Here is a 24,599-nt window from a genome sequence, read left to right as displayed (position 1 = left end):
TCGAGTCCCCTATAATTTGATTTTTATTTTACTTTATAAATTTTCGCCATATCCTGTACATACAGCGGATAGAACTGGTAGCCCGCAAAATCGCTCCGAAGTGCAACCTCGCATGCCATATCCTCGATATACAGGTTTGCCGCATCGTCACAGAGCAGTGTTTCCATTTTTTTGTAAAGCTCAACCTGCTCCTCTTCATCCGTGCTGGTCTTAACCTGCTGATACAGTTTATCATACTCTTCGTTGCTGTAGTTGATAAAGTTCTTGGATGATGTTGAGGTAAACCGTTCCAGCAACGCGCGTCCGCTCAGATATGCCGCGTCAACGCCGACAACCGTGGACTGGAACTTCCGGTCTGCATATACATCCGACAGCCAGCTGTCCCACTCGACCTGCTGAATTTTGGCAGTAACACCGATCGCTTTAAGCTGCTCTACAAGAACCTGGGCTGTATCGATATGCTGCTGATAATTGTTCGGCACTGTAATCGTAAGCTCAAATCCATCTGGGTATCCGGCTTCTTTTAACAGTTCTTTTGCCTTCTCAATATCCTGATTATATCGCTCTGACAGTTCCGGCACATAATATTTTCCAAATGCCGGGAACATGCTGCTTCCGATGATCGTTCCTTTTCCGTCCGCAATCATATCCAGCACTTCCTGACGGTTTGCCGCATAGCAGAGCGCCTGGCGCACCTTCACATTGTTGAGCGGTTCCACGGCATTGTTTAGATACAGCGCCTGTACCAGGTTCATACCGCCGTCATAAATCGTAAAATCGGAATCTTCGGCAAGCTGCGCTGTCTGTGTGGAACTAAGACGTGCATACATGTCCAGTGTTCCGGATTTTAGGTTTGTTACGACTGCATTGCTGTCCTTGACAATTCGAAATGTTACCTTGTCCAGATACGCCTGATTTTCCGTATCCCAGTAATCGCTGAATTTTTCAAGGACAATGTTTTCCTGCGGGGACCGTGATACATAGTGGAACGGGCCTGTTCCGACCGGATCTGCTTCCAGATCTTCCACATGCTCAGGTACAATCGCCACCGTCAGATAGGCAAGAAACTCGGTGTCTGGCTCTTTTAAATAGATGTCGATCGTGCTCTCGTCCGGAATTTCAACCTTGTCTACATTGGAAAATGCCTCTACCAGAGGCGTTCCGTCTCCGTTGATACCCGCACAGCGTTCGATTGAATATTTTACATCCTCTGCAGTGACGGTCGTTCCATCGTGGAACTTGACACCATTCCGGAGCTTGAAGGTATAAACCTTTCCATCCTCCGAGATCGAATGGCTCTCTGCCACCGCATCGTTCAGATTTCCTTCTTCATCGGGCTTTACAAGGCCCTCATAAATATTGAATAGGATTTCTTTCGTTCCTGCCGCAACAGATTTGTGTGGGTCAAGACTATCCTCAATGTCCTGAGGAATTCCTACCGTGATGGAACCTCCCATAACAGGTTCCCCTGTCGGGGTTGATTCCATTGATACCTGAGAACTTGTGGTATCGGAAGAATCTGCTTTCCCATCCTTGCCATCCTGGCATCCGCCAAGTACAACAGTAAGAGCTGCAACTAAAAGCAGCGCAAGTACGCTTCTTCTTTTCTTCATGATTTCTCCTTTTGATACGAGTTCTCTCATTTTGTAATTGTCACGCCTATTGTATCCGACCTGTTCCCAAATAGCAAGTACATTATTGTATACAATTTATTTTCCGAATCTGAAAATCACGTATATCCGCCCGCATATTCCGGATTCTTTCCCTCGGGATGTACCGGAAAAGATAAAAATTTTGCCGCCCGGGAATTTTAACATTCCCGGGCGGCAAACGCTTTTGCTTTTTTTCTTTTATCCTTCAATGGAGATTGTCTTTTTCTGCTCCACAGCCGGTTTTGCTTCCTTCTTCGGTACGAAGAGTTTCAGCAGACCGTGTTTAAATTCAGCCTTGATGTCCTCTTCGGTAATATCCTCACCTACATAGAAGCTTCTGCTGCATGCACCTGCGTAACGCTCTTTGCGGATGTAACGGCCGCTCTCTTTTTCTTTCTCGTCTTTGTCGAGACCTTTCTCGGCACTGATGGTCAGATAACCATTTTCCAGTGTGGCCTGAACTTCATCTTTTGTGAATCCCGGAAGGTCAACCACTACCTCGTAGCCATTGTCCAGCTCGCGGATATCTGTTTTCATCACATGGCTGGCTTTGCGGCCATACAGTTTCTTTTCTGTATTCTTCATCTCTTTGTCATAATCATAGAACGGAAAATCGTTGAAAAAGTCATCAAATAAATTTTCTCCAAAAATACTAGGCATTAACATAAGTCATCGCTCCTTCTTATTCTTCTCATGGAACCTGATCCATGCTTTTTCTCCGGTTTTTCTTTTCACCGGATCTTTTTGTTTACCTGTTTCTTTGGAACGGAAAGGCTTCCGGATACCGGAGGTTTTCTTCTTTTCCTCTCTTTGTATCCCTCTTCCTTTGTTCTAGCTGTAATATAACACTTATTATTAGCACTGTCAAGAGGTGAGTGCTAATTATTTTGTGAAGATTTTGTGAAGCCTTGATTTTACGGGCTTCACAGGGATTTTTCACTTACTTTCGCACTCGATTTTCTTGATTTGACCACATTTTGACCACAAATTCTTGGAAAAATATATTCGTCTGATTTTCTTACCACATTTTACGACAACGACTTCTGGTTTATACCACAGCAGGTACGGTTTCTGGCAGATTCATTTTAGACATCTCGTTCTCCACATGAGACTTCTCTGCAATATGATTGTAGACATTCATTGTGATCTGTGCATCTGAATGTTCTTCGCTCCGCTACGGTCGGTGCTAAACGGATGTCCCCCGGACATCCAGCACCCCATCACATACTGCATAACTTTGGGATTGACATTATTCTCACCCAGTCTGGTACATCCCGTATGACGAAGGGTATGCGATGAAATAGGAGGCATCAGCTCCGGCTCTCGCTTCTCTCCTTCTGCCAGTTTGCTTTCTTTCTTATTATAGGCATTAACAATGTTTTTCAGAAAGCTGTTCACTCCCGCTGGCATAATCGGACGTCCATACTTTGTATTGAAGATGAATCCACTGCGTCCACCAATCTCTACATTACTCTGCAAACCAAGCATCAGGTTCAGCTCTCTCTGTTTACGGAACGCATCATATACCATCTGTGTCATAGGAATGTCTCTGATTCCTGCATCCGTTTTGGTTTCTGAATCATGGAAACAATATCCTTCTTCACCTTCATAATATACAAGCTGTCCACCTACATGGATCTCCCGACAAACGGTTTTCAGTGCTTTTTTCATGTTTTTCCTATTAAATTTTCCTCAGACACCTACATAAGTGAAACTTAGATTATGCCCAATACACAGTATTATTACTTATAACAACTAAATTACTTCTTGTCGTGCAATCTATTATTTATTCCAATACATCAGGTGTCCACCTTGTTCCAATATCGTTAGTTGGAAGTCGTTTTGTCTTGTATACAAAAGCCACACTATACCGTGCTCTCGTCACTGCAACATAAAACTTAGAAAGACTTTCATCCTTCATGTCTTTGGACTTTCCTGACAACCAATCCAGCATTGGTTTCGTCGGGTATATCAAGACTCTATTAAAAGTAAGTCCCTTGGACAATCCAAAATTCATCGTTTTTGGGATGGGATTTACCTTGGTTCTTTTATCATACCGCAACTGAACAGGATTATATATATCTACATATTTATCAATATCATTCTCGTGAACCCAAAATATTCCATCATGTCCCGTTTTTTCATTCATGGCAGAATCGCATGGCTTCATATCAGGATACATCTGATTTGCAAGATCACATATAATCTGATTATTTCTATGAGATGTCGATAATGTTGTGGTATCAATATTCATTCCGGCAATATTATCCTGCACAAAAATCACTATTTTCCCACCTGCATATTTTTTATATTTTGCTTCATAATGAGTTCGATACGTCGTCTGACGAGGATCTCCTACTAAAGTCATGTTGCAACCAACCTCATGCAACTTTTTTATAACTTCTAAATCATATCCAACAAAATCTTGTATTTCATCTACAAAAACATAAGAAAAAATTTTTCGTATTCTGCGAAATACACATCCATTCGATAATTCGTCCAAAACACAGGGCAATTTTGAAATCATATTTGAATATACATTACCGGAAGCCGTGACATATTTTTTCTCATTTGTATCCTTTAGTCTCAACAAATTTTTATCTGCCTTATTCACTAATAACACACCGGATACCCTATTATTTATAAGATAGCTTTGGTAAGGTCGTATACCATGCTTGATTAGCAGCAAAAACCACGGCATAATAGTTACATTAGATGGAATACAACCATTTATTTCGTAAAATTTGTCTCTAATGCTTTGTTCATTAGCATCGGTATAAGTTGTTATCAAAACATTTTCAGAAATCTCCAATGCCTTCTTTACAAGAAATGTTGTTTTTCCTGCCCCTGCCGCCGCAATAATTAGACTACTCATTTTTTATCGCCCTCATTATATACTCAGGATATTTAATTTTCGTAGCCGATTCAAAAATTGCTATGGCACAATCCGTCTTATGAGCGTGCATATATTTGTGCATCTCATCATCCGTATCGTAGTTAGTTCCAAAAATATTGTTCATTGCTTCTCGTCCATTTTCTTTTAATATTTTCGGCTCTAAGGTATTATAATTAAAATCCTTATCTGACAGTTTCAAATCACCTGTATCCACTACCTCATCAACACATATATGAATACATTGTATTTCTTCATATTCTTTGTACTTTTTCTTAACAGCTTCAATATTTCCATCATTATCCGTAACAACAGCTGTTTCTTTGTTTAGTGTCTGTGCAATTTCAAGATACCGCTTAAATGTCACCCCACCTACGGTCATTACATCTATTCCATCTTGGATAGGAAGCCGCCCCTCATGAGTATCCATATATGCCCGCTGAACAACCAGCTCATCTGAATCGCCCTCTACTAAGATTGATTTTTTACAAAGAATCAATCGCAGTGTATCATAACCTGCCACTTTTTTGAAAAATTCAAAAGTTTCCTTTTTGAGCGATTGCATCGAGCAACAATTATCGCCTGAAAGCAAAATTAAATTTTCCAGTCCGAGTTTATTAGCGACAAAGCTACTATGCGTTGATGCTATAATTTGTCTACCAGATGCAGCCTTTTCAATAACTCCCATTAGTTCGCTTAATCGGGAAAAAGACAAATGACTTTCAGGTTCTTCAATCAAAATAATACTTGCTTTTTCTGCCTGTTTATGACTTAAAGCTAATTGTGTTTTTATGATACATTGTGCACCTTTTCCAGCATGAGCAAACGGGATTCCATCCACCTGCGTAACCAAACTTGACTCCCAAGAATTTTGAACTCCCTGATCGGCACTCAATGATAATTTTCCATTCATAACAGTAGACGCTGCACTAATTTTCTCATTGATTGACTGAATTGCTTCATTTTGTGCAAACTCATCTATCATATTTCTATGGGCTTGTGTTATTGCTGTTATGTCCTCTGGTTCAAGGAAATCCTTTACTACTCTGGAAATATATACATCAGACCCATTTTGGTATCTGTAATTTGACGAATCAATCATTACAGACTTTATTGGTATGAATCTGGGCATTTTTTCATCTCGGCTAAAAGAAAACCATTTAGCTTCATAAAATTCAATAGGCAAACTTATAATTTTTTCTGTTTTCAGCAAACTTTCATATTCTGAATTAAATTTATCAGAAAAACTAATTGTGAATCTGATTCCCTCTATACCATCACTTTTTTCGGAATTACCATTTCCTTCATATTCAGGCAATGTTCCACTTTTGAAATATAACTCAATCATTATTTCTGGAGGTGCAATCGGCTGTCCATTTTCCACTGATGCCAGGTATTCCTCAACTGCTTCTCTATTAAATAAATATGTTGATAGCTGATTTCTAATATTTCGACCAGCATACATACCCGTTAAAGCCACATGAATGGCTTCAAGAATAGTAGATTTTCCAGATTCATTATCACCAACCAGAAGATTGATATTTTCATTAAATTTTACTTCAAACGGATTTTTAAACTTCTTAAAATTTTGAATGATTACCTTCTCAATAGCCATTCGTAGCCTCCTATCTTCGATTTTACTCTACCCCTAACGCCTTAAACACTGCATCTTCCGCACTCTGATACGGAATCAGCTGAAATGCACTCATCAGATCAGCTGGAACACTTGCAAAATCAACAAACGATGTACTTGGAATCAGCACCTTCTTTGCGCCGCTATCCAGACACACCTGAAGTGTATTGGCAAGTTCATCCACCTTTATCATTGTGCCACTAATTGTTATATCTCCCAACACTGCCAAGTTGCTGACAACAGGCTTTCCAAGAGCAATCGAACAAAGTGCTATCAATGTTGGAAGTGCCAATTTGTCTGTCATACCGATACCCTGCAAATCCTGATAATTGATGATGTAATCCTTGGTCGAGGTGCTGATAGAGCCACTGATCCGATTGCCGTTGGCTTTCAGATAATTAAATGCCGTGTTCACCGCTTCCTTGCATTTAGAATCACTGCCTAAGCCAGTCCGTTCAATTTTGCCATTGCCTGGAAGCATCTGACTTTCCAAACGGAATACACCAATCATGCCACTTTTTCCTCTGGATACGGTATAAACCTGTCCCGGATTACACATTCCATCCGGTATCAGCTTACCACCACCCTGTTCTGGTACGGAAACATAATGTTCTGACATATCTTCTAGATCTATATAAGAGAAGTTCACATCATAAAACTCCATACCACCCAGCTTCTTCAATTGCTCCTTGACACGGCGACGCATTTCCAATGCAATCTGAATAATTTCTTCCAGTTCTTCTTTGGTAAACTCACCATTTGGGTACATCAACTTCAGATAACCGTCTATCATACGACGAACCGCAATTGTATCACGCTGATTCAGATTTCTCCCCAGACGGAAGTAGTGATCAAGTGCATCTCCATACTGCTCCTTGCGAAGCTCTCGGATGAACTCTGCCAAATAGTCACTGATAAAACCATAATCATTAGTAAAATGCTCCGGTCTGAACTTCGGTATCTCCCATCCTGGAAGATAACAGTGCATACGATCAAGAAATGCTGTATCTGTTCCCATTTCCTGCGGGAAAGGTGCAAACAGACTGGATGTTTTCAACAGCACGTCCACACTCTGATTGATATTTCCCACAAATACCATGGACGCAGTAGCAGCTTTTTCTTCTTTGCCACGGGCAAAAGAGCCGGATGCCATGTAATCCTTCATAATCTGAATGCCATCTTTATCTTTAAACTTGATACCTGCCACTTCATCAAAGGCTACACAGTCCCATAAGCCGACCAGTCCGACCGTTTTGCGTCCCATATTGTAAAACAGGTTTGCAACCGTCGTCTGTCCACCGGAAATCAAAATACTGTTTGGTGAAATCTCTTTGTAAAGATGAGATTTACCGGTGCTTCTCGGTCCAAGCTCACAAAGATTAAAGTTATTCTCAACTAATGGAATCATACGGGTCAAGAGCAACCATTTCTCACGGTATGTAAATTCATCCGGTTCCATTCCGATAGAACGAAGAAGGATATCCAACCATTCATCTTTCGTAAAAGCTTTTCGTCCCTGCTTCAGTTCATCAATATCAATGTGCGGCATCTGGATCGGTGTCAGCTTACGGATACTGATTGGTGAAATATCTTTCTGCTTTTTCTGTTTGGAACGAAGTGGATTTCCATCAATATCCTCAATGCCAAAATTATTGTCGCCTTCAACCTCATAATCCAGCTGAACAATACACCAGATACCGCCGCAGAGCAGGCGATCAAATTTTTCTGGATATTCATCGGCAATCGGTACATTACCAATGCCCAAATTAGAAAACTCTGCAAAAAAGCAATCCTTTTTCATATCCAGTCGAACAGTCACCATATCAATGATTGTGTAACTGCCTTTTTTACGCAGCTGAGACAGAATTTTCTGTGATTCATCCGGGCGTACAAAGTTGTCAGCAAGAATACGCTTCACATTCTGTACGCCTTTCTCTATAACCGTCTCATCATCTGAACTGCAATACTGTCCCAACAAGAACTCAAGAACATACACTGGGACATTCGCCCCTTCTTTAATTTTCTTTGTCAGGTCTTTCCGAACAATCTTACCGTCAAAGTTCTGACGGAGCTTGTTCTTTATTTCTTCACGGGTACTTTCACCCTCTGCAAATTGCTCCATCTTTCTCTCCTCCTGCGGCATTAACTAAAAAAATCAAACTCGTCCACCGCAAAGGCGATGTCAATCTGGAATGGCTCCCGCTGTGGCAGCTGTAATCCCTGTTCATCTGCAATTACCAGATAATAAGTAGCGGTATTGCTGTATTTTAAAGATTTTAGATTAAACTGACAACGGAAAGTTCTTTCTGCACCGTTATCGCTGGTCTTATCTGCAATAATCTTCTGAATATCACTAATCTGTTTGCCGTCCTCATCTGTAAAATAAACTTGATAGGTTGCTGCTTCACGATTTGTACTGACCGCATCTTTTTGATAGAAGTTCAACGAAAAAATCATATTGCTGATCTTACGGTTTGCGGACAGTAAATTAACCGTTACCGGCTTAGTATCATATTTCTGCTTATTTCGCTTATATTCCATAGAATCGTTGCGGAGATAATGATACTCAATCACTGGAACAACCATTTCCTGCAAACTGATACCACCATGCACAAAATTCATACCGCCGCCATTCATTTTGATACGAATACTTTCTCTCGGTGCAAATCCATCAAATTCCGTATTTCCGCCCAGGAATTTTACAGGCATCAAGTAATCTGGTTGCACACCTTTCTGCATAATTGCATATCTTCTGCCATATTCTACACATCGCTTGATACTTTCTTTTTTTGTAATGTCAGAGTTTGTTACATCCACATCAAAAAATCCTCTTTTATCTACTTTGTCCTCTTCCTTCAAAGGACTGTATGTATAAAGAAATCCATGATCTGCCGTAATTAAAATATTCGTTCCACCAAATTCATTTACAATGATACGCACAAGATTCTTCAATTCTGAAATTGCCTTGTCACACGCAGCAAAAACAGCAGTATCCGAAGTGTGGCTGGCTTCATCTATGGTATCGTGGTAAATATAGACCACATCCATACCTTTTACCAAAGCACTTCTTTCCGCTCGTTTCATAGCAATGATGTCATTATACTTTAAGGCCACGCTTGCCGACTCTTCTGTTTTCAGAACCTTGTCCCTATAAGTACTTGCCGTAGACTGTCCATCTGCCAAAACCGTCAAAATATCGTTCCGAACCTCTACTGTCAATTCTTTGTGCGGCAACAAAGCTGCCATACCAAACTTTGTAGTAGAAGGAAAGATGCTCTGCATACTGCTGATAGAAACCTTACTTTGCGTTTCTCGCTGAAGCTGATCTGCCATCGTAACCGCCACTTCATAACGCATGGCATCTGAGATAATTACAAATACTTTCGTATCCGAGGTTTGGATACGAGAACGGTAAAAATCCTCCTGTTGCGGTACTTCCAGAACTTTACCGTAAGTTGCCAGTTCATCCGCACATACATCCGACCAGTTGTTGCCCAACTCACCTAAGAACCAGTGCGTATAAAGTCCTTCCACCTTATCGACAACATGCTTGAACAAATCATCCAGCAGAATATTGGAAGTCTCCAAACTCTTTTGAAAACTAAGATGGAACAAACGGTAATAAGTGTCCATCTGATAGTAGCTCTCAGTATATTCTTTCCAGATACTTTTCGCTTCTGCGGTATGGAATCCGGCAGAATGTTCCTTAAAGAAACTTTGCATATTCGCCACTTGTAAGATACCGTCATAAAAATTCTCAAATGGCTCATACCATACACAAGTTCTACGTTTTTCAACGGTATTCGTAATGGTATCCACATCAATAATATGGTCACTGATCTCTGTCATTAGCTTTGTCAGAATTACTTCGTTAATACACGGAAAGCACTCTGTTCCTACCAAATCTTCTACTGTCAGCTTTTCAAAACGCTGATACAGACGAGCTTCATCCTCAACATAACGTGCCACATCATATAATTGCGGAATGTTGTCACTATGAAGCCATTCAGAAATAAAATCATAGCAATATGCCTGATGGGGTATGGAAATAAAACTGTCCAGTCCGGCAAAATATTCCTGCCGCATGGTACGGGTCGCTGCAGTTAAAAGTAGATAAATTGCCAACTGCCCAAGATCTGGTTCTTCCACCACAAATCCACATCCCTGACGAACCATCGCCCAAAAAGCTGCGTCTGCATGATATTTTACAAAATCCTGATAAACCGTATTATTATTCAAATCCAGTCCCGCCTGGAACACACTACGGAGAATCATATTAGGCTGTGCATCTTTCAATCCACAGATTGACGCCATGACAGCCATGTGTAACTGTGCCGGTGTTTCCGGAACTTTATTCTGTGTGCTGACTTTCAAACGACGGTCTTTCGCATTGAAATAAGCACGATAATTTTTAACCTGTTTCCTCATTGCCGGATTTGATATAAGTCCCATCTCATCCATCCAAATAGAAATCAGATCCGCCCGAAACTCTTCGCTGTAAAGCTCCACATCCAGAAGCCAGTTATCATCTGGGCGGTTATAGACACACGGACTGTAAACCAGATAATTTGTGGTCAAATCATCTACTGAAAGCAGTTTTTTTACAGAAAACGCATTATTTCCTGTCAGCGCAATCACCTTTGCATTTTCCAAAACCACTTCATCCAGTTTATCCTCAAATTCCTTATCTTCATCATACCAGAAAATGATACGACGCTGATAAAACTCAGGCAGAGGTGCAGCAAACCTGCGATTTAAATCTTGTATTATTTTGTCTGTATCCATGCTGCATTATTTCCCTTCCGTATTTTTTACATAAATAGTGCTTCGTGCCGCACCCTCTTTTCTCAAATAACCATCCTTAACCATATTCAGCAAGACAGCTCTGGCTCTACGATGTTTTACATCTAAAATCTCTACTGTTTCAGCAGTAGTAATAGAGCCATTTTCCAATACATATTTATAGATTTGTTGTTCCTGTTCACTATCCGGCATTTTCTCTGTCGTATCTGGCACTTCATTGTCACTATCCGGCATTTTTCCCATAGTATCTGGCACTGTTTCTGTTTTATCCGGCACTTCATTGCCACTATCTGGCATTTTATCAATAGTATCCGGCACTTTAATGGCGTTATTGAGGTCATTGAGGTCAACAGTGCCGTCAACCTGACCTCGATAAATATTGATACGCAAATCCACTTCGCCACCAATAAACTCCGGCTCCCGAAGTCCGGCAGCTTTCACTTTATCAATAATTCTCGGAATACCGCTTCCCCAATGCTCAATCAGATTCATGTAAGCAAACGCATGGGCAAGGGCTTCATTTCTGATTTTGGAATAGCCTTCTTTCATACGTTCCATAGTTTGTCCCATTGGCAGCTTTCCTGGAGAAGTGATTTCCAATCGGTTGTCATATACCGCTACCTGTATCGTACCATGATCCAGATAACTACGATGTACCATAGCATTGATAATCAACTCACGAATGGCATCCGGTGGAATCTCATAAACATCCTGGCGATAAATTCCCACAATAGTAGCACCCAGATGAATATTTCTCAAGACAAACTGAAATGCTTCGTCTATCTGTTCCCAAAGCGGTCCGGTATATTCTCTACGATCAACAAATACCGCTTTCGTTGTACCTTTGAACACACCACATTGCGTTGCAACATGAAGGCCTCCGTTGCCTGTCAAAATTGCAAATGCGTTGGATGGATAATCTTTTCCATCACGCTCGATTAAAATTCCCCAGGAACGCAACTGCTGTCTGCCTACATCTTTAATCGATGCTTTCTGTTCCTCTGTCCGAGCATTTCTGACAGCCTGCTCTTTCATAGCTTTGCAAAGGGTATCAATATCTTCATCTGTAACATTTAACCCAGTACATAAAGCCTGATCATAGTAGCGGTTACTGCCCTCAAACAACAATTCTTTTATCATATACTCGTCGGCAAGGCGGGTAGTTCCAGCAACACGGACATATACACCGCCATCTCTGCCAAGAGCTTTGATATAATAGGGGCGCTGTCTACCCTCAGAAACCTCTACCACAATGACAGTCTTACCATCAACCGTCTGCAAAGTAATATCCGGGATGATTGCTGGTTCACAGCTGTCTGATACAGCATTTGCAATGGCATCCATTTTCTTGAACACATCTTCCTTGTCAAAGCCGACGACCTCTCTGGTTTTATCGGCAATTCCGAAAATGATTTTTCCGCCGGTTCCATTTGCAAAGGCAACCACAGACTTCATATATTTGATGCTTTTCTCCGGCAGGTTCTCTTTGAACTCCACATTCTTCGATTCTCCTGCAAGAATTTCTTCTATGGTCATTGTAACACCTCGCTCTCAATTTGCTACACAGTGCATAGCCTTTTTATTATTTCATCTGATATTCCAGTCTTAATTCCTCTGCAAGATACAAATCGCTCATGCAGTGCATATCAGAAACACCGTCACGCATTAACTGATAGACTTCAGAATGATAAAATAATCCCAATGCCGTATCCAGTGAAAGTCCCTGCTGTTTAGCAAAACACTCAATGACACGAGCATATTTTTTCTGAAGCAAAATCAGGTTTGCTGTCATAGTCGGATTTTTGATTTTTTCTTCAGTCATCATATGCAAGCCTTTCCTTACTTTATTTTAGCCAAAACATCCTGGAAAATTGCATAATTCTTCTTCACACCATCATCCAGATCAATAGAAATCATCTGATCGGCAAGGTGATGAACCTTTTCCTCATAGGTTCTGATTTCAGTATCCTGTGCCTGTAAGGTGGTCAGCTTTTTGTTCAACTTCACACGCTCGCCAGTGGATGCATTGGCAATCCGCTGCTCCAGATCAGCAATAGCAGTGCGATAACGAGCCTGCTGTTCATGCACATAATCGGTACGAATACGGGCAATTGTGTCTGGCTGATAACGGTGCATATAGATCAAAGCCTTAAAGCCGTTTTTCTTACCACTGTCAAACAGCCAGTAAATCGGGCGTTTCTGATAAATCTTGCAATGGTCAGAATAGAAATCACTCAGGAAATAATTCCGAATCACATCCTTCGGCTGACCTTTGCCACCCAGAGCGTCGGCAATAAACTTCAGGTTTTCATCCAGCGTATCTGCACCGTAAACGGTTTTCACAAACGCTACAAACAAACCGACAATATCATCCTCAAAATATTCGTCATCACAAATCGGGATAATGTTATCCTTATCCGCAGGGAAAGACGCATATTTACTGGCATCCCATTCGCCACCAGCATAAGCAAGTCCATCCACATCCAGAGAGTAACGACCGAACATACAACCTACTGCATAGGAAATAAAGCTTTTTATTTCCCTTTCAACATTTGCTTTTCTTACGGAAATAGAACTATCTTCGAATGCAGTTTCATCACCTTCGAATGAGTAGATTTCTTCAAAAATAATACTTATTTTTTTCTCTAAATTTTTTAAACACGTGAATCTTAAATTTGACGTTTTCTCAAATTCTTCATATGCTTTTTTCATTGTTGCATTCATCATATTTCCAAACACTAACGGATGCTTAGCAAAATCCCAGGAAATTTCATATAAGTTCCAATCTTCTTTTGAAATTTCGATACATTTTTTTACTAACTCGGATACTTCATCTACTCTATTCTTATCGACAATTATAGGAAAAGATGCTATATGTCCAACCTCATAATTCATAGTTGGAGAAATCATTTTCACAATTCTTAATGCTACAGAAGAATTGCAAAAACCTGCCAAATAATATAGCAAACTATCGTTGGCGAAAAAACTAGTTCCCGCTACATCAAAGATGAAACCATCTTCTTTGAACCTAAAGGAAATACTTCCCGCAGATATTTTCGACCAACTTACACAATGTCTAAAATAATATTCTGTATTCTGAGGTCTTGATCTAAGCTTTCCCTTATCATTTTTAAAATGTTTAATATCAAAACCATCATTTTCCCAATTTACTATATAATCATTATTCCCATACCATTTTCTGTAATCTCCCCCTTTATTATAGGGGAACCATTTAAATCCGCTTTTTTTCGCATCATCAATGGAATGTGCTAAAAAATAAATTTTTTGATATGATACCTCATGCCATAATCGTATAAATTTATTATTCTCTCCAGTTTGTAATCCAACTTTTGGAGTAGCTAAATCACGGAGTGTACTACCTTTAAATGCATGAAATAACTCTTCATTCGCCTCATAAATCCATGGTGTTCCTGGAATATCATTAAATCGCAAGGTATTTACGCAAAATTGCATTCGTCTTCCTCTGTTTAATGAAAACATTTCCGCAACTATTCCTTTTTCAATATTATATAGGTTATAATCACAACAAATATTATTATTTTTTTTAGCATATAAAAATAGTTTCCGAATATCGTTCGGATCAATAAATTGAAATGTCTTTTCATGCAATCTATAAAAAAGTGAACTATCTTTTTTTCTGTCTGAAGTGTTTTGAATTACAAAAGTTGCCGACCCAAAATCAATTCCAAATATTCCTCTTCCCATATGAATAAGTGAGTGTAAATGTTGTTCGCTATTTATTCTTCTTCTTAGTTTTTCAAATGATGACAGTGTAATCAAAGAAGGTTGTGTAATAAGAGCATAGTATCCGTTTTTAACACAATACGCTCTGCACCTATCAACAAAAACTGCAAACATGTCAGATTTTGTGTCTGAAAATCTATCTTTTATATAATCCACTAACTTATCATCCATTCCTGACACGCCCATATACGGTGGATTCGTCACTACAACATCATACTTCTGTGCCAATGCTTCCGCCACCTGCACCAACGGCAATAATTCTCTTAATGCCGTATCACGGGACATATTTATATCTTCCGTAATCTCAGCAAAACGGTCATACAAAGCTGACCAATCCTGCGGTGTAATCGTCAGAATAGAACCATATTCCTTTGCATCATGCAGTTCACTGATAATGGTATCCATAGCGGCTGTGAGCTTCGCATCGCCATTACAGAAATAGTCCACTGCGAATTTATCTACATGATTGCTCTCCACGATGGCATACACATGGGGCTGAATGCCACGGCTAAAGAAACGGCGGTCATACTGGCGGGCTTTCATCATTACCGCAAAATAAGCCAGCTGTGCCGCACGGTCATCAATATCCAGACCGTAAAGATTATTCTCCACAATACTTGCTACTGCTTCACGGGTAGTATAGCCGTAGGATTCATAAATCTTCATCAACACATCAAACATATACGCAAGGATATGACCGGAACCGGAGCATGGGTCAATGACTTTCAGCTGATCCGGTGTCAGCGCGGCGTATTCCTTGCGAATCTCGGCAAGCTGTGCCTGCACTTCCGGCTCCTGCTCAGCTTCTTCCAGATAGTAATGCCATTTGGTATCTTCCGGGTCACGGTTTCCGGCAGCATAGGCAGACTGTTCTTCCTCGGTAGGAAGAAGCTGCTCTTTCACATCCGGATGTCCCTCCAGCCATAAACGACCAAGACTGTTCTCTACCATGTAGCGAACAATCCAGTCTGGTGTGAAAAGCTGAGTTGCTGCAGGGATGTTTTCTTTTGTGATTTTCACATTCTTTTTCAGTGCTGCAAAAACATCGTCCTTTTTCTCGCTGTTATAATACTGATACAACCAACCGATAATCTGGACAGCATCCTTCCAATCATCCTCCGGTATCAGCTCAATCATCTGCTGAATGACACTGCCTTCACGGAGCAGATTGTCCGGCAGAAGAAGCTCAGTGTAATCTGCAATCTTCTGGAACATTCCCGGCAGAATCTTATTCAGAGCGTTGCACTGCACGATCAGCAGATATTTATACAGTTCTTCGGTTTTTTCGGCATCTTTCAGCTCATAGACTTTTTCCATATCCAATCCATCCAAATCCAGATGAATTGCTTCGGTTATAATCTGCGGCTTAAAGTTGTTTTCCTCGTCCGTGAATACACGCACATGGGAAGGAAGATAGCCGTTGACTTCCATAAATCGCAGAGCAGAGAAGCGATTGAACCAAGTGTAAGCAACCTCCTCCATGACCTGCTTATAGCCTTTATCGTTAATCTCGGCAATCAAAGCCTGACGTTGTTTCTTTTCATCAGCAGTGAGGACTTTGCCGCCAACGCTGTCCGCATTGGCGGCCTCGATATTATCCTCTGTGATACCGTATTCCACGCCTTTTAGGGAAACACGGGCGATCAGCTCTGTTCTTGCCCAGACAGCAAATTTTTTAATCGCATTCTTATCCATACTCGTCTCTCCTCGTTAGTTCAGCTTGATCTCATCGCAATTTTTCAAGAGTTGCTTCAGCTGAGAACGAATCTTCTCTACATAATCATCAATGTCCGCATCCGTCTGTAAAGTCTTTGCCTGGAATACAACCTGACGGTTATAGGCACGAACCACTTTTTTCTTTACAGGAGCAGTTTCTTTTCCTTGCTGTGTCGGCTGTACCTGTGGCTTTGGTGCTGGCGGAGCCAAAACTGATTCAATATTACCGACTGTATCATCCTTGTACTGACACATCGGCAAGAACATAGCATCCAGAAGGGCAAGGCTCTTTAATTCTGCAATTTTTTCCTTGCACTGGCTGAAATATCGGTCTGATTTTTCAATCAGATGGGATGCCTTGGAATCGCCGTTTGCAGCAGTATGGGTCGCTTCCATACACTGACGAACCGTTTCCAGAACCTCGGCACGTTTTTCTTCCAGCATCTTATCATGAGCAGTACGAACTGTATCCATCAACGGATTCAGTTCACGAATCCGGTTATAGTTGAACTTGCTTCCAGTCTGAACCATCGTAATCAGACGAATGGTATTCAGTGCCTTATGTGCTTCCTCATTTTCTGCAATTCGGTCAAAATCGTCGTGCAGAGATTTTTCAAACTGCACTGCCTGGTCGAATACTGTTACCTGGGTTTTGAAGAAGTTTTCAATGCCGTTGCTCATGGCTTCTTTATTGTTGAAAAGAGCATCCTCTTTTTTCAGCACACGCTCAATCAGGGCAATATTATCTTTCTTCTGAAAAAGTACATCATCCATCAGATGAATGGCTTCCTGCACTAAAGAACGATCCGGGTATTTATGTCCATCATAACGAGCATCCAGAGAAGCATAGTAGTCACGCTGTTCACCGAATTTTTCAGTCACAAAGCGAATCAGACCATCTTCATCGTCCGGCACATCCATAACATCGAAATAGTCACGGAGCATTGATTTTACATCACGCATCATCGTAGCAGAAATGGTTTTACGCTTGCTGATGGAAGTCTTGCCGATCTCACTCTTTTTGCGGAGCATATCCGGTAGTTTCGGGTCATCCGGCTGAATGGTATTGCCTGCGTACTTGATGGTTACTTTCTGGGAATAAATCAGCTGTGCCGCAACCGCAGCAATGTCGATTTCTTTCCAGCCATACGGAATCGCACTGTATTTGCTCTGCACATCTGCCATGGAAGTCGGCAGTTTTTTTGCATCCTGCATTTCCAGATATTCTTCCATAGCAGAAGCAGCATCCCGGTTCGGCTCCATGCCCGGAAGTGCTGTTACTGCACCTGTCAGAATCGCAATAATATCTGCATCACTGCCTGCATTATCTGTAATCAGGTCGAGCTTGCTATATACATGAGCAACCAGATATTCAAGAGACTGGTCAATCTTGCTCTTGGCATTTCCGGCTTTGATTTCCAAATGCTCACCATCTACATAGAACTGCGCCCCTTCAATGGCATTTTGCAATTCGCTCATGGCACTCAGCTCATATTTTCCGGCTTCGTCTTGCTGGTCACTGATGATTTTCTGCACAGTTTTTGGAAGCTGGCTTACATTTCTCTGCTTTACATACTTGCGAATCTTCATAGCAGATTCCAGAGATTCATAGTAAGGCGTATCCGCCAGAACTACGATTGCTTCGTTGCCTTTGGATTCTGCCATCAGACGATAATCCGTTTTTTCAATAGCATCGGTAGCAACGGTCAGGAAACGCAGACGCATACCGCCTGTTGCCACACCAACAGTAATACCATCTACCATCTGGTCGAAGGCAAAGTCATATTTTCCATAACGGAACTTCTTAGTTGTGAAAATATCACCGTAAATCATCTGAGCAATACGCTCCACGATAGAAGCGGTATCCACATTGGTATCCCGGATTTCTCGCTGAATGTCCTGTTCCTCATCGGTCAGGAAATTATAAGTATCGCCAGTTCTGCCAATATAGTTCTGGCTCATCAGACGGTCAAGGCATCCACGGACAGCTTCACGCATGATAATCTTATCTACACGAATATCGTCTGCCATAAGGATAACGATATTGTCCAAATTAGAAGGAATATCATCAATATATCGAATCAAGTACAGAAGTTTCAGCACATCCACATCCTGCTGTTCGATGCCATCGCCATTGTCGGCTGCTTTCTGACAACGCTCAATTACTCGGCGAATAGAACCGTCCAGGAAAGTATGTACGGTATCATAAAAACGGAAGAATGGAACAAGTGCGTATTCATCCTTCTCCTGAATTTTCTGTGCAGCTTCCTGGAAACCGGACAGCATGGAACGCTCACCACCAGACAGGTGCTTACCGGAATTTCCATGTTTCCGGATTTCAGCAAATACCTTCTGCATGATGATAAACTGATACGGCACGAACGGGAAGTTCTCGGTAAATTCCCTTGGGCCGGAATAACCTTTAATATCCAGAATGGAACCGCTAAAGCTGAACAGGTTACGAAGAACAGAATCATTCTGCTCATAAACATCTTCCAGATTTTTAGCTGCTTCTGGTTTCTTTTTCAGAATACGTTTCTGGATGACTTCATCCACAGAGGAAGATGATAAACTCAGTCTTGTCTTAAAACGAGCCTGAATACGGGAGAACTCATCGGCACGAACTTTGATGATTTCATCAATCGCTTCCTGTCCGGTGCAGATCACCCAAATCTTTCCTTCACACTCACTTCCGATTTTTTCTGTCAAAGACTGGAGGTTCAAAAGCATATCGGTGTCTGTGCCGACATACTGACCAACTTCGTCGATCATAAACAGCAGACGGAAGTTCGCTGGTTTAGTATCCACATAGGCTTTCATATCTTCCACAAGCTGAGCAATAGATATTTCTGTTGCAGTTTTATCATTGAACCATGCCTTGGCATCGTCCTCACTCATATCCAGAACTTCCATTAAAGTCGGAATAATAAACTTTCCATTGAATGCAAAGGCACGGCGCATTTCCATCCAGGACTTGCCTTTCTTTTCTTCAAAAACTCTGCGGAACTCCTCCGTTTTTCCCTGCTGGTCGATATAACGCTCCATCATGGCAACTTTCAGATTTTCTCCGTAAAATCCCAGATGGTTATAGAACATCTTCGCAAAAACACGAAGTACAGCTGTCTTATCTTTATTGCTGAATCCCTCAATATCAATATTAAACAGAATTGTCTCCGTTGTTCCCTTTGTAGCACGGTCAATCAGCATAAAGGTTGCCGGATCGTCCTCAAACTTTTTACGAAAACGTTCTACACTCCGAATACCTTTTACCTCTTTATTTTCCAGAAGGTAGGAAAGCATTTTCAGAAAGTGAGATTTACCACTTCCAAAGAAACCAGAAATCCAAACCCCCATATCAGCCGTAGGCTGGTCAAAGGCATCTCCATAATAGTTGAAGAAAGTGATGAAGTGTTTCTTCAATTCTCTGGTAATGACATATTCATTTAACTCCTGCTCGATTACATCATCAGCAGCCTGATCTACTTTAATTACACCATTGATTTTGCGGTTGATGTCATCCGCAAACATATCTCGAATCATCATGGCTTTATCCCCCTTAATCTATGACATTGAATGCCCGGTAATAATCATTTGGTGTCAGACGATTAAACAGTTTTACATGACGACCATCAAACTCACCCGGATACATAACCAAAATCGGAACATCCGAAAAATACGGTTGCAAGGCTTCCAATAACGTATGGATTCTCATAAACGGGAACACCTCGCCCACACCTGTCAGCATCAGCACATCACCCGGTTCGTGTGGCTCATACTGAATTTTATCAATGAACTCTCCATTGCCGATTGCGGAGTTAAGCTGCTCCAGAAGATAAGCACTTCCGTCAGCTTCTTCCATATCGGGAATTGCATCTGTGATGTCCATATCATCGCAGATAGAGAGAAATGTTTTATATAAATTACAAACGATCAAATGGCAATCTAAGGACTGATCAGTTTCCAGCTGATTCACAAAATGACGGACAACCATTTCATTCTCCGGTTCATAACAGAAGATTCTGATATTCACCTCATTGCTGAGTCCTTTGCTTTCCAGGAACTCCGGTTCCTGAATCAATGCCCGAACTTTATCCAAGCGTTCTTTTATGTCACTCATTGGCTACCTCCTAAGAAAAGCAATTAAACGCTGGCAGTATCGCCGTGTCGCCATTGCTTCTGATGGCATTCTCCAAAACAGGATGCAGCCATACTGGATTCAAATGATTTGCCCCCCGGTTGTCGAGATATTCTGTTTCAACAAGCACTCTGGCAATAATCTGTTTTAACTTTGTTATTGTAGTATCGCTCCAGGAAGCCACGGTATCATTCTGCTCCTGCAAACGCATAAAAAATGTATTCAAATCTATCTTACCAAAAGACGTGTCCCTTAATCTGTACTTCTCGCCAATGACGGTCAGCATAAATTCCCAAACCAGTCGGCTCTGCTTCATCAAAGCATAAAGACAAATCTGTTTTGCTACATCCGTTGGCTGTGACGCAATCGCAGCAACCAGCGAATCATCTTCTAGCGCATGGAGTCGTTTGATACAGGCTTTCGCCATGCGTGTAATAGATTTTTCCGTTGGATACTGGAAAAGATTCTGCTCTACAATTTCTTTAACAATCGCATCATTTGAATTTCCTTCTGCCATTAGCTTTGCGGTAGAACGCATCTCGTAGAAAAGGAACGGCTCTCTGGTCAAAGACGCAATATAAGGATAAGAATGATCCATGTTCCCGTACCTCCTTACTGCTCCTCTTTTTTATCAGGAACAAATTCCATGATATCTCCTACATCACAATTCAAAGCAGAACATATCTTTGACAGAATCTCTGTACTTACATTTTCATCTTTTGATAATCGAGACATCGTTGTTGTACTAACTCCTGTCATTGCACGCAAATCTTTCTTCATCATTTCTTTATCAATTAACAATTTCCACAATTTCTTGTAACTAACTGCCATTTTTTCACCTCAATCTTATTTGCTTGAAATATCTGTTCACATGGTATTTATCATCATATCATAAAAATGCGTTTCAAACAATCTAATCTATCAAAAATCGTAATTCAATTCTGAAATATCGCATTTAAAATCACAAGAAACACATCTTAATAAGACAAGCTGAAAGTACAAGTGCCACTATATATCCGATTCCACAGAAAAATTTTATCTCGTTTATTTTCTCTGATTGCAATCTTATCCTTTTTTCAATTTTTGCACTTCGTTCTCAGCTGTCTTTCTATTTTGTTCCGCCTGATACTTTAAACTTAACATCAGCGATAATAGACCTTTCGCTTTCAATGTCAGATTCTTATTCTTGAAATGATGATTACTCATTACCGTAAAATTCTTAGTTCTCTCTACACGAAAAATCTGTGCCATGCTCCCATCCTCCTTTCCAGTTCAAAAGGAAAAGACGCAAGCCATATCTTATGACTCACGTCTTACTTCGCTCACAATATTCTATTTTTATCAGTTACCTGCCAGATTAGTTACTGCCAATCCTTATACATAAATCAATTCTTTCAGGATAATCTCTTCTGCAATCGCTCTGTGCTGATTGGCAGCTCTTACCCATGCCATCTGATCTTTCTCCTTATCCGGCAGTGGTTCTTTTTCTTCCAACTGTTTCAGAATCACTTCTTCCCGTTCCCTGGCTGCCTTGTCCACTTCCAGAAGATGCTCTCCTATCGTATCCTGCAGAAGCATCACCTGATAGGTTGAATTTCGATGGTTTTTCAGATAATCTCTGCGAAGAAAACCATACTTGCCAAGTTGCTCCATCTGTTCACCGGATTTATAGGTGAGATTCGGGATTACTTCAAACTGTCTTACTCCACTTCCTCCAGTTCTGTTCCTTCTGGAAGAATATATCCGCAGTTATCACATACTCCATCCTCTGCAAGTATCCCGTCTTTCACAAAGGCTTCAATGCCTCCCGGTTCATGACAGCGTGGACAATCTAATTCCTGTATCTTTTTCTGATTTCTTACATCCTGGCAATTGGCAAATTCAATTTTACCCATAGTGATTCCTCCATTTTCATTCCATATCAATTTGTCTTCGCAAAAAAGTTCCTACCATACGGGAAAAATTGCTGATATTACGAATATAGGCAAAGTCTTTTCCATAGATTCTCTTTTCCACGGAGAGTTCTTCTTCATTTCCTACAAAAATACCAATTACGAAAATTCCCTGATTTCTGGCCCGACGTACCTCATATGCAGTATCTTTCACAGCTTTTTCTCCGTCATAGATCTTGGGCTGGCGGGTTCCTGGTCGTTGTATGCTCATATCACAGGGTTTTCCATCACTTAATACGATTAAAATCTTATTTTTTTCCGGTCGCTCCATGAGAGAGGAACCGACTGTTTTCAGTGCAAGCCCATCTCTGTTATTGGCATATGCACGAAATTGAAAGATTCTTTCATTTGTTTCCCTTGGATCTTCATAATCCCGAAATCTCTGAAGAGGCAAAAGCATATCTTCTCCAGCAGAAAAATGTAATTTTTTCATCAAATACATGCCAAGTTTCTTCTGATCAAAATATCGTGCAAAGGCACCCTGCTTCACTGCCTCATACAGAACCGTTTGTTTTGAATAAACATATTTTTCTGTATCCGGTTCAAATTCCGTATCATAATCACCACTGACTGTCCAAAAAAGATTTCTGATACGATTGCTGATCTCCAGATGATGTTCTTCCAGTTGTTCCGCCGGCCATCTGACATCCTCCATACAAGTTTACCCCCATATGTCTTTTCCGGTCCAGGAAGATGGGATTCTGGTAGAAACCACATCTTCTACGATCTCTTTTTCAAATACATCAAAACTTTTATTTATGATTCCCATCTGGATTGCATCAATTGGAGAAAGTCCGCTTCTTGTTGCTTTTACAGCAGAAACCAATCCTCTCAGGTCAAGAGATTTTGTTGAGATTTCTCCATGGTAAGCTTTGATCTGCAAATCCAGAAACAGTCCTGCAAAAGCTTTCAGTGCACTTTTTTCCCCATCTGGAAAATGTTGCCTTAATACAAAAAGAACACTATCCTCATCCATTTCAGGCATATCGATTACCATAAACCTTGAAACCAATGCTTCATTTAGCTCTCTGGTACCTGCGTAACCATAATTCATCGTGCCGATAAATCGTGTTGCCGGATGAAGTAAAATCCTGTTATATCCTGGAATATCGATTCTGCGCCGATGATCCAGTGTGGCATGCAGTACAGAAACCGCATCATTTTTTGCCATATTGATTTCGTCCAGGATTCCAAATCCTCCAAATTCCGCGCATTGGTAGATGGGGCCTTTCCGAAGGCGAACCTCATTATTTATAAAGGTATCCGTTCCAATCAGATCGGCACTGTCTGTATTTACATGAAAAGAAATATCGTATTCCGGTCTTCCGAATATCCATGCCAATGTCTCACATAGTACATTTTTCCTGTAGCTTTTGCACCGGAAAGTAACAGATTATCTCCCTGAAGAAGCGCTGCTGTTGACATTTCCAGAATCTTTTTCCCATAAAATAGGATATCCGGTTTTTCTACTCGTTCCTTTACCTGATCCTCTACCTCATAACGCATGTGAAAATCTCTCAGTTCTCCAATCAGTTCCTGCGCTACCTTCTGGTCTTCTAAATATTTTTCTATTTCTGTCCAATGACTTCTCATGAAGATTTTCCTTTCTTTGCAATTGGTTATATCAAATCAGATAATATTTCTGTTTACTCAATCGTGAACCTCACATGACTAAAGTCACGTGCTTCCGGCCGCTTTAAGCGGCAGACCAAATATCGGCGGATACGCCTGTTACTTAGATTTTGCACAGATATGTGCTTCTTCCATGCCGGATACGGCGGGTTTCCACATAACAGGTAATCCACTGCATATCTGCCTGTGTTTATGCTGCTTTACGCAGTTCCATTTCTGAAATCAGTTCTCTCAGATCTGCATAAACACATGAGGTTCTACGCTTTACTGCAGGAACTTTTGCCTCCAGCAAAGACCTTTCCGTTTCCGGCAAGGGTTTTAAAATTTCACGGATAAAATATCTCGCTCCGATATTATACGATGCTGACAAATCACAGTTGTATCTTTTTCCAGTCTGAAACGTACACAGACGATGATC

General features: G+C 40.9%; 17 protein-coding genes and 3 pseudogenes. All 20 read right to left on the bottom strand.

The annotated features are described in order from the left end of the window. Positions 1-23: 23 nt before the first annotated feature. On the bottom strand, positions 24-1,613 hold the full coding sequence (locus DWX26_RS14855) for an ABC transporter substrate-binding protein (RefSeq protein WP_118595773.1): 1,590 nt from the start codon (positions 1,611-1,613) through the stop codon (positions 24-26). 237 nt (positions 1,614-1,850) lie between these two features. Further along, on the bottom strand, positions 1,851-2,318 hold the full coding sequence (locus DWX26_RS14850; RefSeq protein WP_117510053.1) for an Hsp20/alpha crystallin family protein: 468 nt from the start codon (positions 2,316-2,318) through the stop codon (positions 1,851-1,853). Positions 2,319-2,789: 471 nt separating this feature from the next. Continuing rightward, positions 2,790-3,323 (bottom strand): tyrosine-type recombinase/integrase, encoded by a 534-nt coding sequence (locus DWX26_RS14845; RefSeq protein ID WP_242857239.1) that lies wholly within the window; start codon positions 3,321-3,323, stop codon positions 2,790-2,792. 115 nt (positions 3,324-3,438) lie between these two features. Beyond that, on the bottom strand, positions 3,439-4,527 hold the full coding sequence (locus tag DWX26_RS14840; RefSeq protein ID WP_055268227.1) for a UvrD-helicase domain-containing protein: 1,089 nt from the start codon (positions 4,525-4,527) through the stop codon (positions 3,439-3,441). Beyond that, positions 4,520-6,160 carry an ATP-dependent nuclease gene (locus DWX26_RS14835; RefSeq protein WP_055268225.1) on the bottom strand — a complete coding sequence of 547 codons (1,641 nt, stop codon included), beginning with the start codon at positions 6,158-6,160 and terminating at the stop codon, positions 4,520-4,522. Before DWX26_RS14835 ends, DWX26_RS14840 begins: the two co-directional genes overlap by 8 nt. Before the next feature lie 22 nt (positions 6,161-6,182). Continuing rightward, positions 6,183-8,300 carry a protease Lon-related BREX system protein BrxL gene (gene brxL, locus DWX26_RS14830; protein WP_118601700.1) on the bottom strand — a complete coding sequence of 706 codons (2,118 nt, stop codon included), beginning with the start codon at positions 8,298-8,300 and terminating at the stop codon, positions 6,183-6,185. A 20-nt stretch (positions 8,301-8,320) separates the two neighbouring features. Continuing rightward, entirely contained in the window at positions 8,321-10,963 is a 2,643-nt protein-coding gene (gene pglZ / locus DWX26_RS14825) for a BREX-1 system phosphatase PglZ type A (RefSeq protein ID WP_055268221.1), read from the bottom strand. A 6-nt stretch (positions 10,964-10,969) separates the two neighbouring features. After that, on the bottom strand, positions 10,970-12,517 hold the full coding sequence (locus tag DWX26_RS14820; protein ID WP_055268219.1) for an RNA-binding domain-containing protein: 1,548 nt from the start codon (positions 12,515-12,517) through the stop codon (positions 10,970-10,972). A 46-nt stretch (positions 12,518-12,563) separates the two neighbouring features. After that, positions 12,564-12,773, bottom strand: a complete 210-nt coding sequence (locus DWX26_RS14815) for a DUF3791 domain-containing protein (protein WP_055268231.1) — start codon at positions 12,771-12,773, stop codon at positions 12,564-12,566. 47 nt (positions 12,774-12,820) lie between these two features. Continuing rightward, the gene (pglX, locus tag DWX26_RS14810; RefSeq protein ID WP_055268217.1) at positions 12,821-16,441 is read right to left on the bottom strand and encodes a BREX-1 system adenine-specific DNA-methyltransferase PglX; all 3,621 of its coding nucleotides are present in this window, start codon (positions 16,439-16,441) and stop codon (positions 12,821-12,823) included. Between the two features lie 15 nt (positions 16,442-16,456). Further along, positions 16,457-20,005, bottom strand: coding sequence for a BREX system P-loop protein BrxC (brxC, locus tag DWX26_RS14805; RefSeq protein WP_118601699.1), 3,549 nt, complete (start codon positions 20,003-20,005; stop codon positions 16,457-16,459). A gap of 13 nt (positions 20,006-20,018) precedes the next feature. After that, positions 20,019-20,579: a DUF1788 domain-containing protein gene (locus tag DWX26_RS14800; RefSeq protein WP_055268213.1), complete on the bottom strand. Its 561-nt coding sequence runs from the start codon at positions 20,577-20,579 to the stop codon at positions 20,019-20,021. A gap of 10 nt (positions 20,580-20,589) precedes the next feature. Continuing rightward, positions 20,590-21,195, bottom strand: coding sequence for a DUF1819 family protein (locus DWX26_RS14795; RefSeq protein WP_118601698.1), 606 nt, complete (start codon positions 21,193-21,195; stop codon positions 20,590-20,592). Positions 21,196-21,209: 14 nt separating this feature from the next. After that, complete coding sequence (locus DWX26_RS14790; protein WP_002578407.1) at positions 21,210-21,428, bottom strand: helix-turn-helix domain-containing protein; 219 nt, start codon at positions 21,426-21,428, stop codon at positions 21,210-21,212. A gap of 300 nt (positions 21,429-21,728) precedes the next feature. Then, positions 21,729-21,848, bottom strand: a pseudogene (locus DWX26_RS14785) (helix-turn-helix domain-containing protein); the annotation flags it as partial. Positions 21,849-21,971: 123 nt separating this feature from the next. Then, positions 21,972-22,340 (bottom strand): TnpV protein, encoded by a 369-nt coding sequence (locus DWX26_RS14780; RefSeq protein WP_118601697.1) that lies wholly within the window; start codon positions 22,338-22,340, stop codon positions 21,972-21,974. After that, positions 22,298-22,492 (bottom strand): hypothetical protein, encoded by a 195-nt coding sequence (locus tag DWX26_RS14775; protein WP_015542178.1) that lies wholly within the window; start codon positions 22,490-22,492, stop codon positions 22,298-22,300. The genes DWX26_RS14780 and DWX26_RS14775 overlap by 43 nt, the downstream gene beginning before the upstream one ends. A gap of 16 nt (positions 22,493-22,508) precedes the next feature. Continuing rightward, positions 22,509-22,991, bottom strand: coding sequence for a cobaltochelatase CobT-related protein (locus DWX26_RS14770; protein WP_243030705.1), 483 nt, complete (start codon positions 22,989-22,991; stop codon positions 22,509-22,511). A gap of 219 nt (positions 22,992-23,210) precedes the next feature. Next, positions 23,211-24,142 (bottom strand): annotated as a pseudogene (locus DWX26_RS14765) (AAA family ATPase). A gap of 229 nt (positions 24,143-24,371) precedes the next feature. After that, positions 24,372-24,599: pseudogene (locus tag DWX26_RS16970) on the bottom strand (IS200/IS605 family accessory protein TnpB-related protein); the annotation flags it as partial.

The organism is Blautia sp. AF19-1 (assembly GCF_003479155.1).
Lineage (GTDB): Bacteria > Bacillota > Clostridia > Lachnospirales > Lachnospiraceae > Fusicatenibacter > Fusicatenibacter saccharivorans.
Note: the sequence above shows the minus strand (reverse complement) of the source record. Positions and strands in the feature narration are given on the sequence as shown.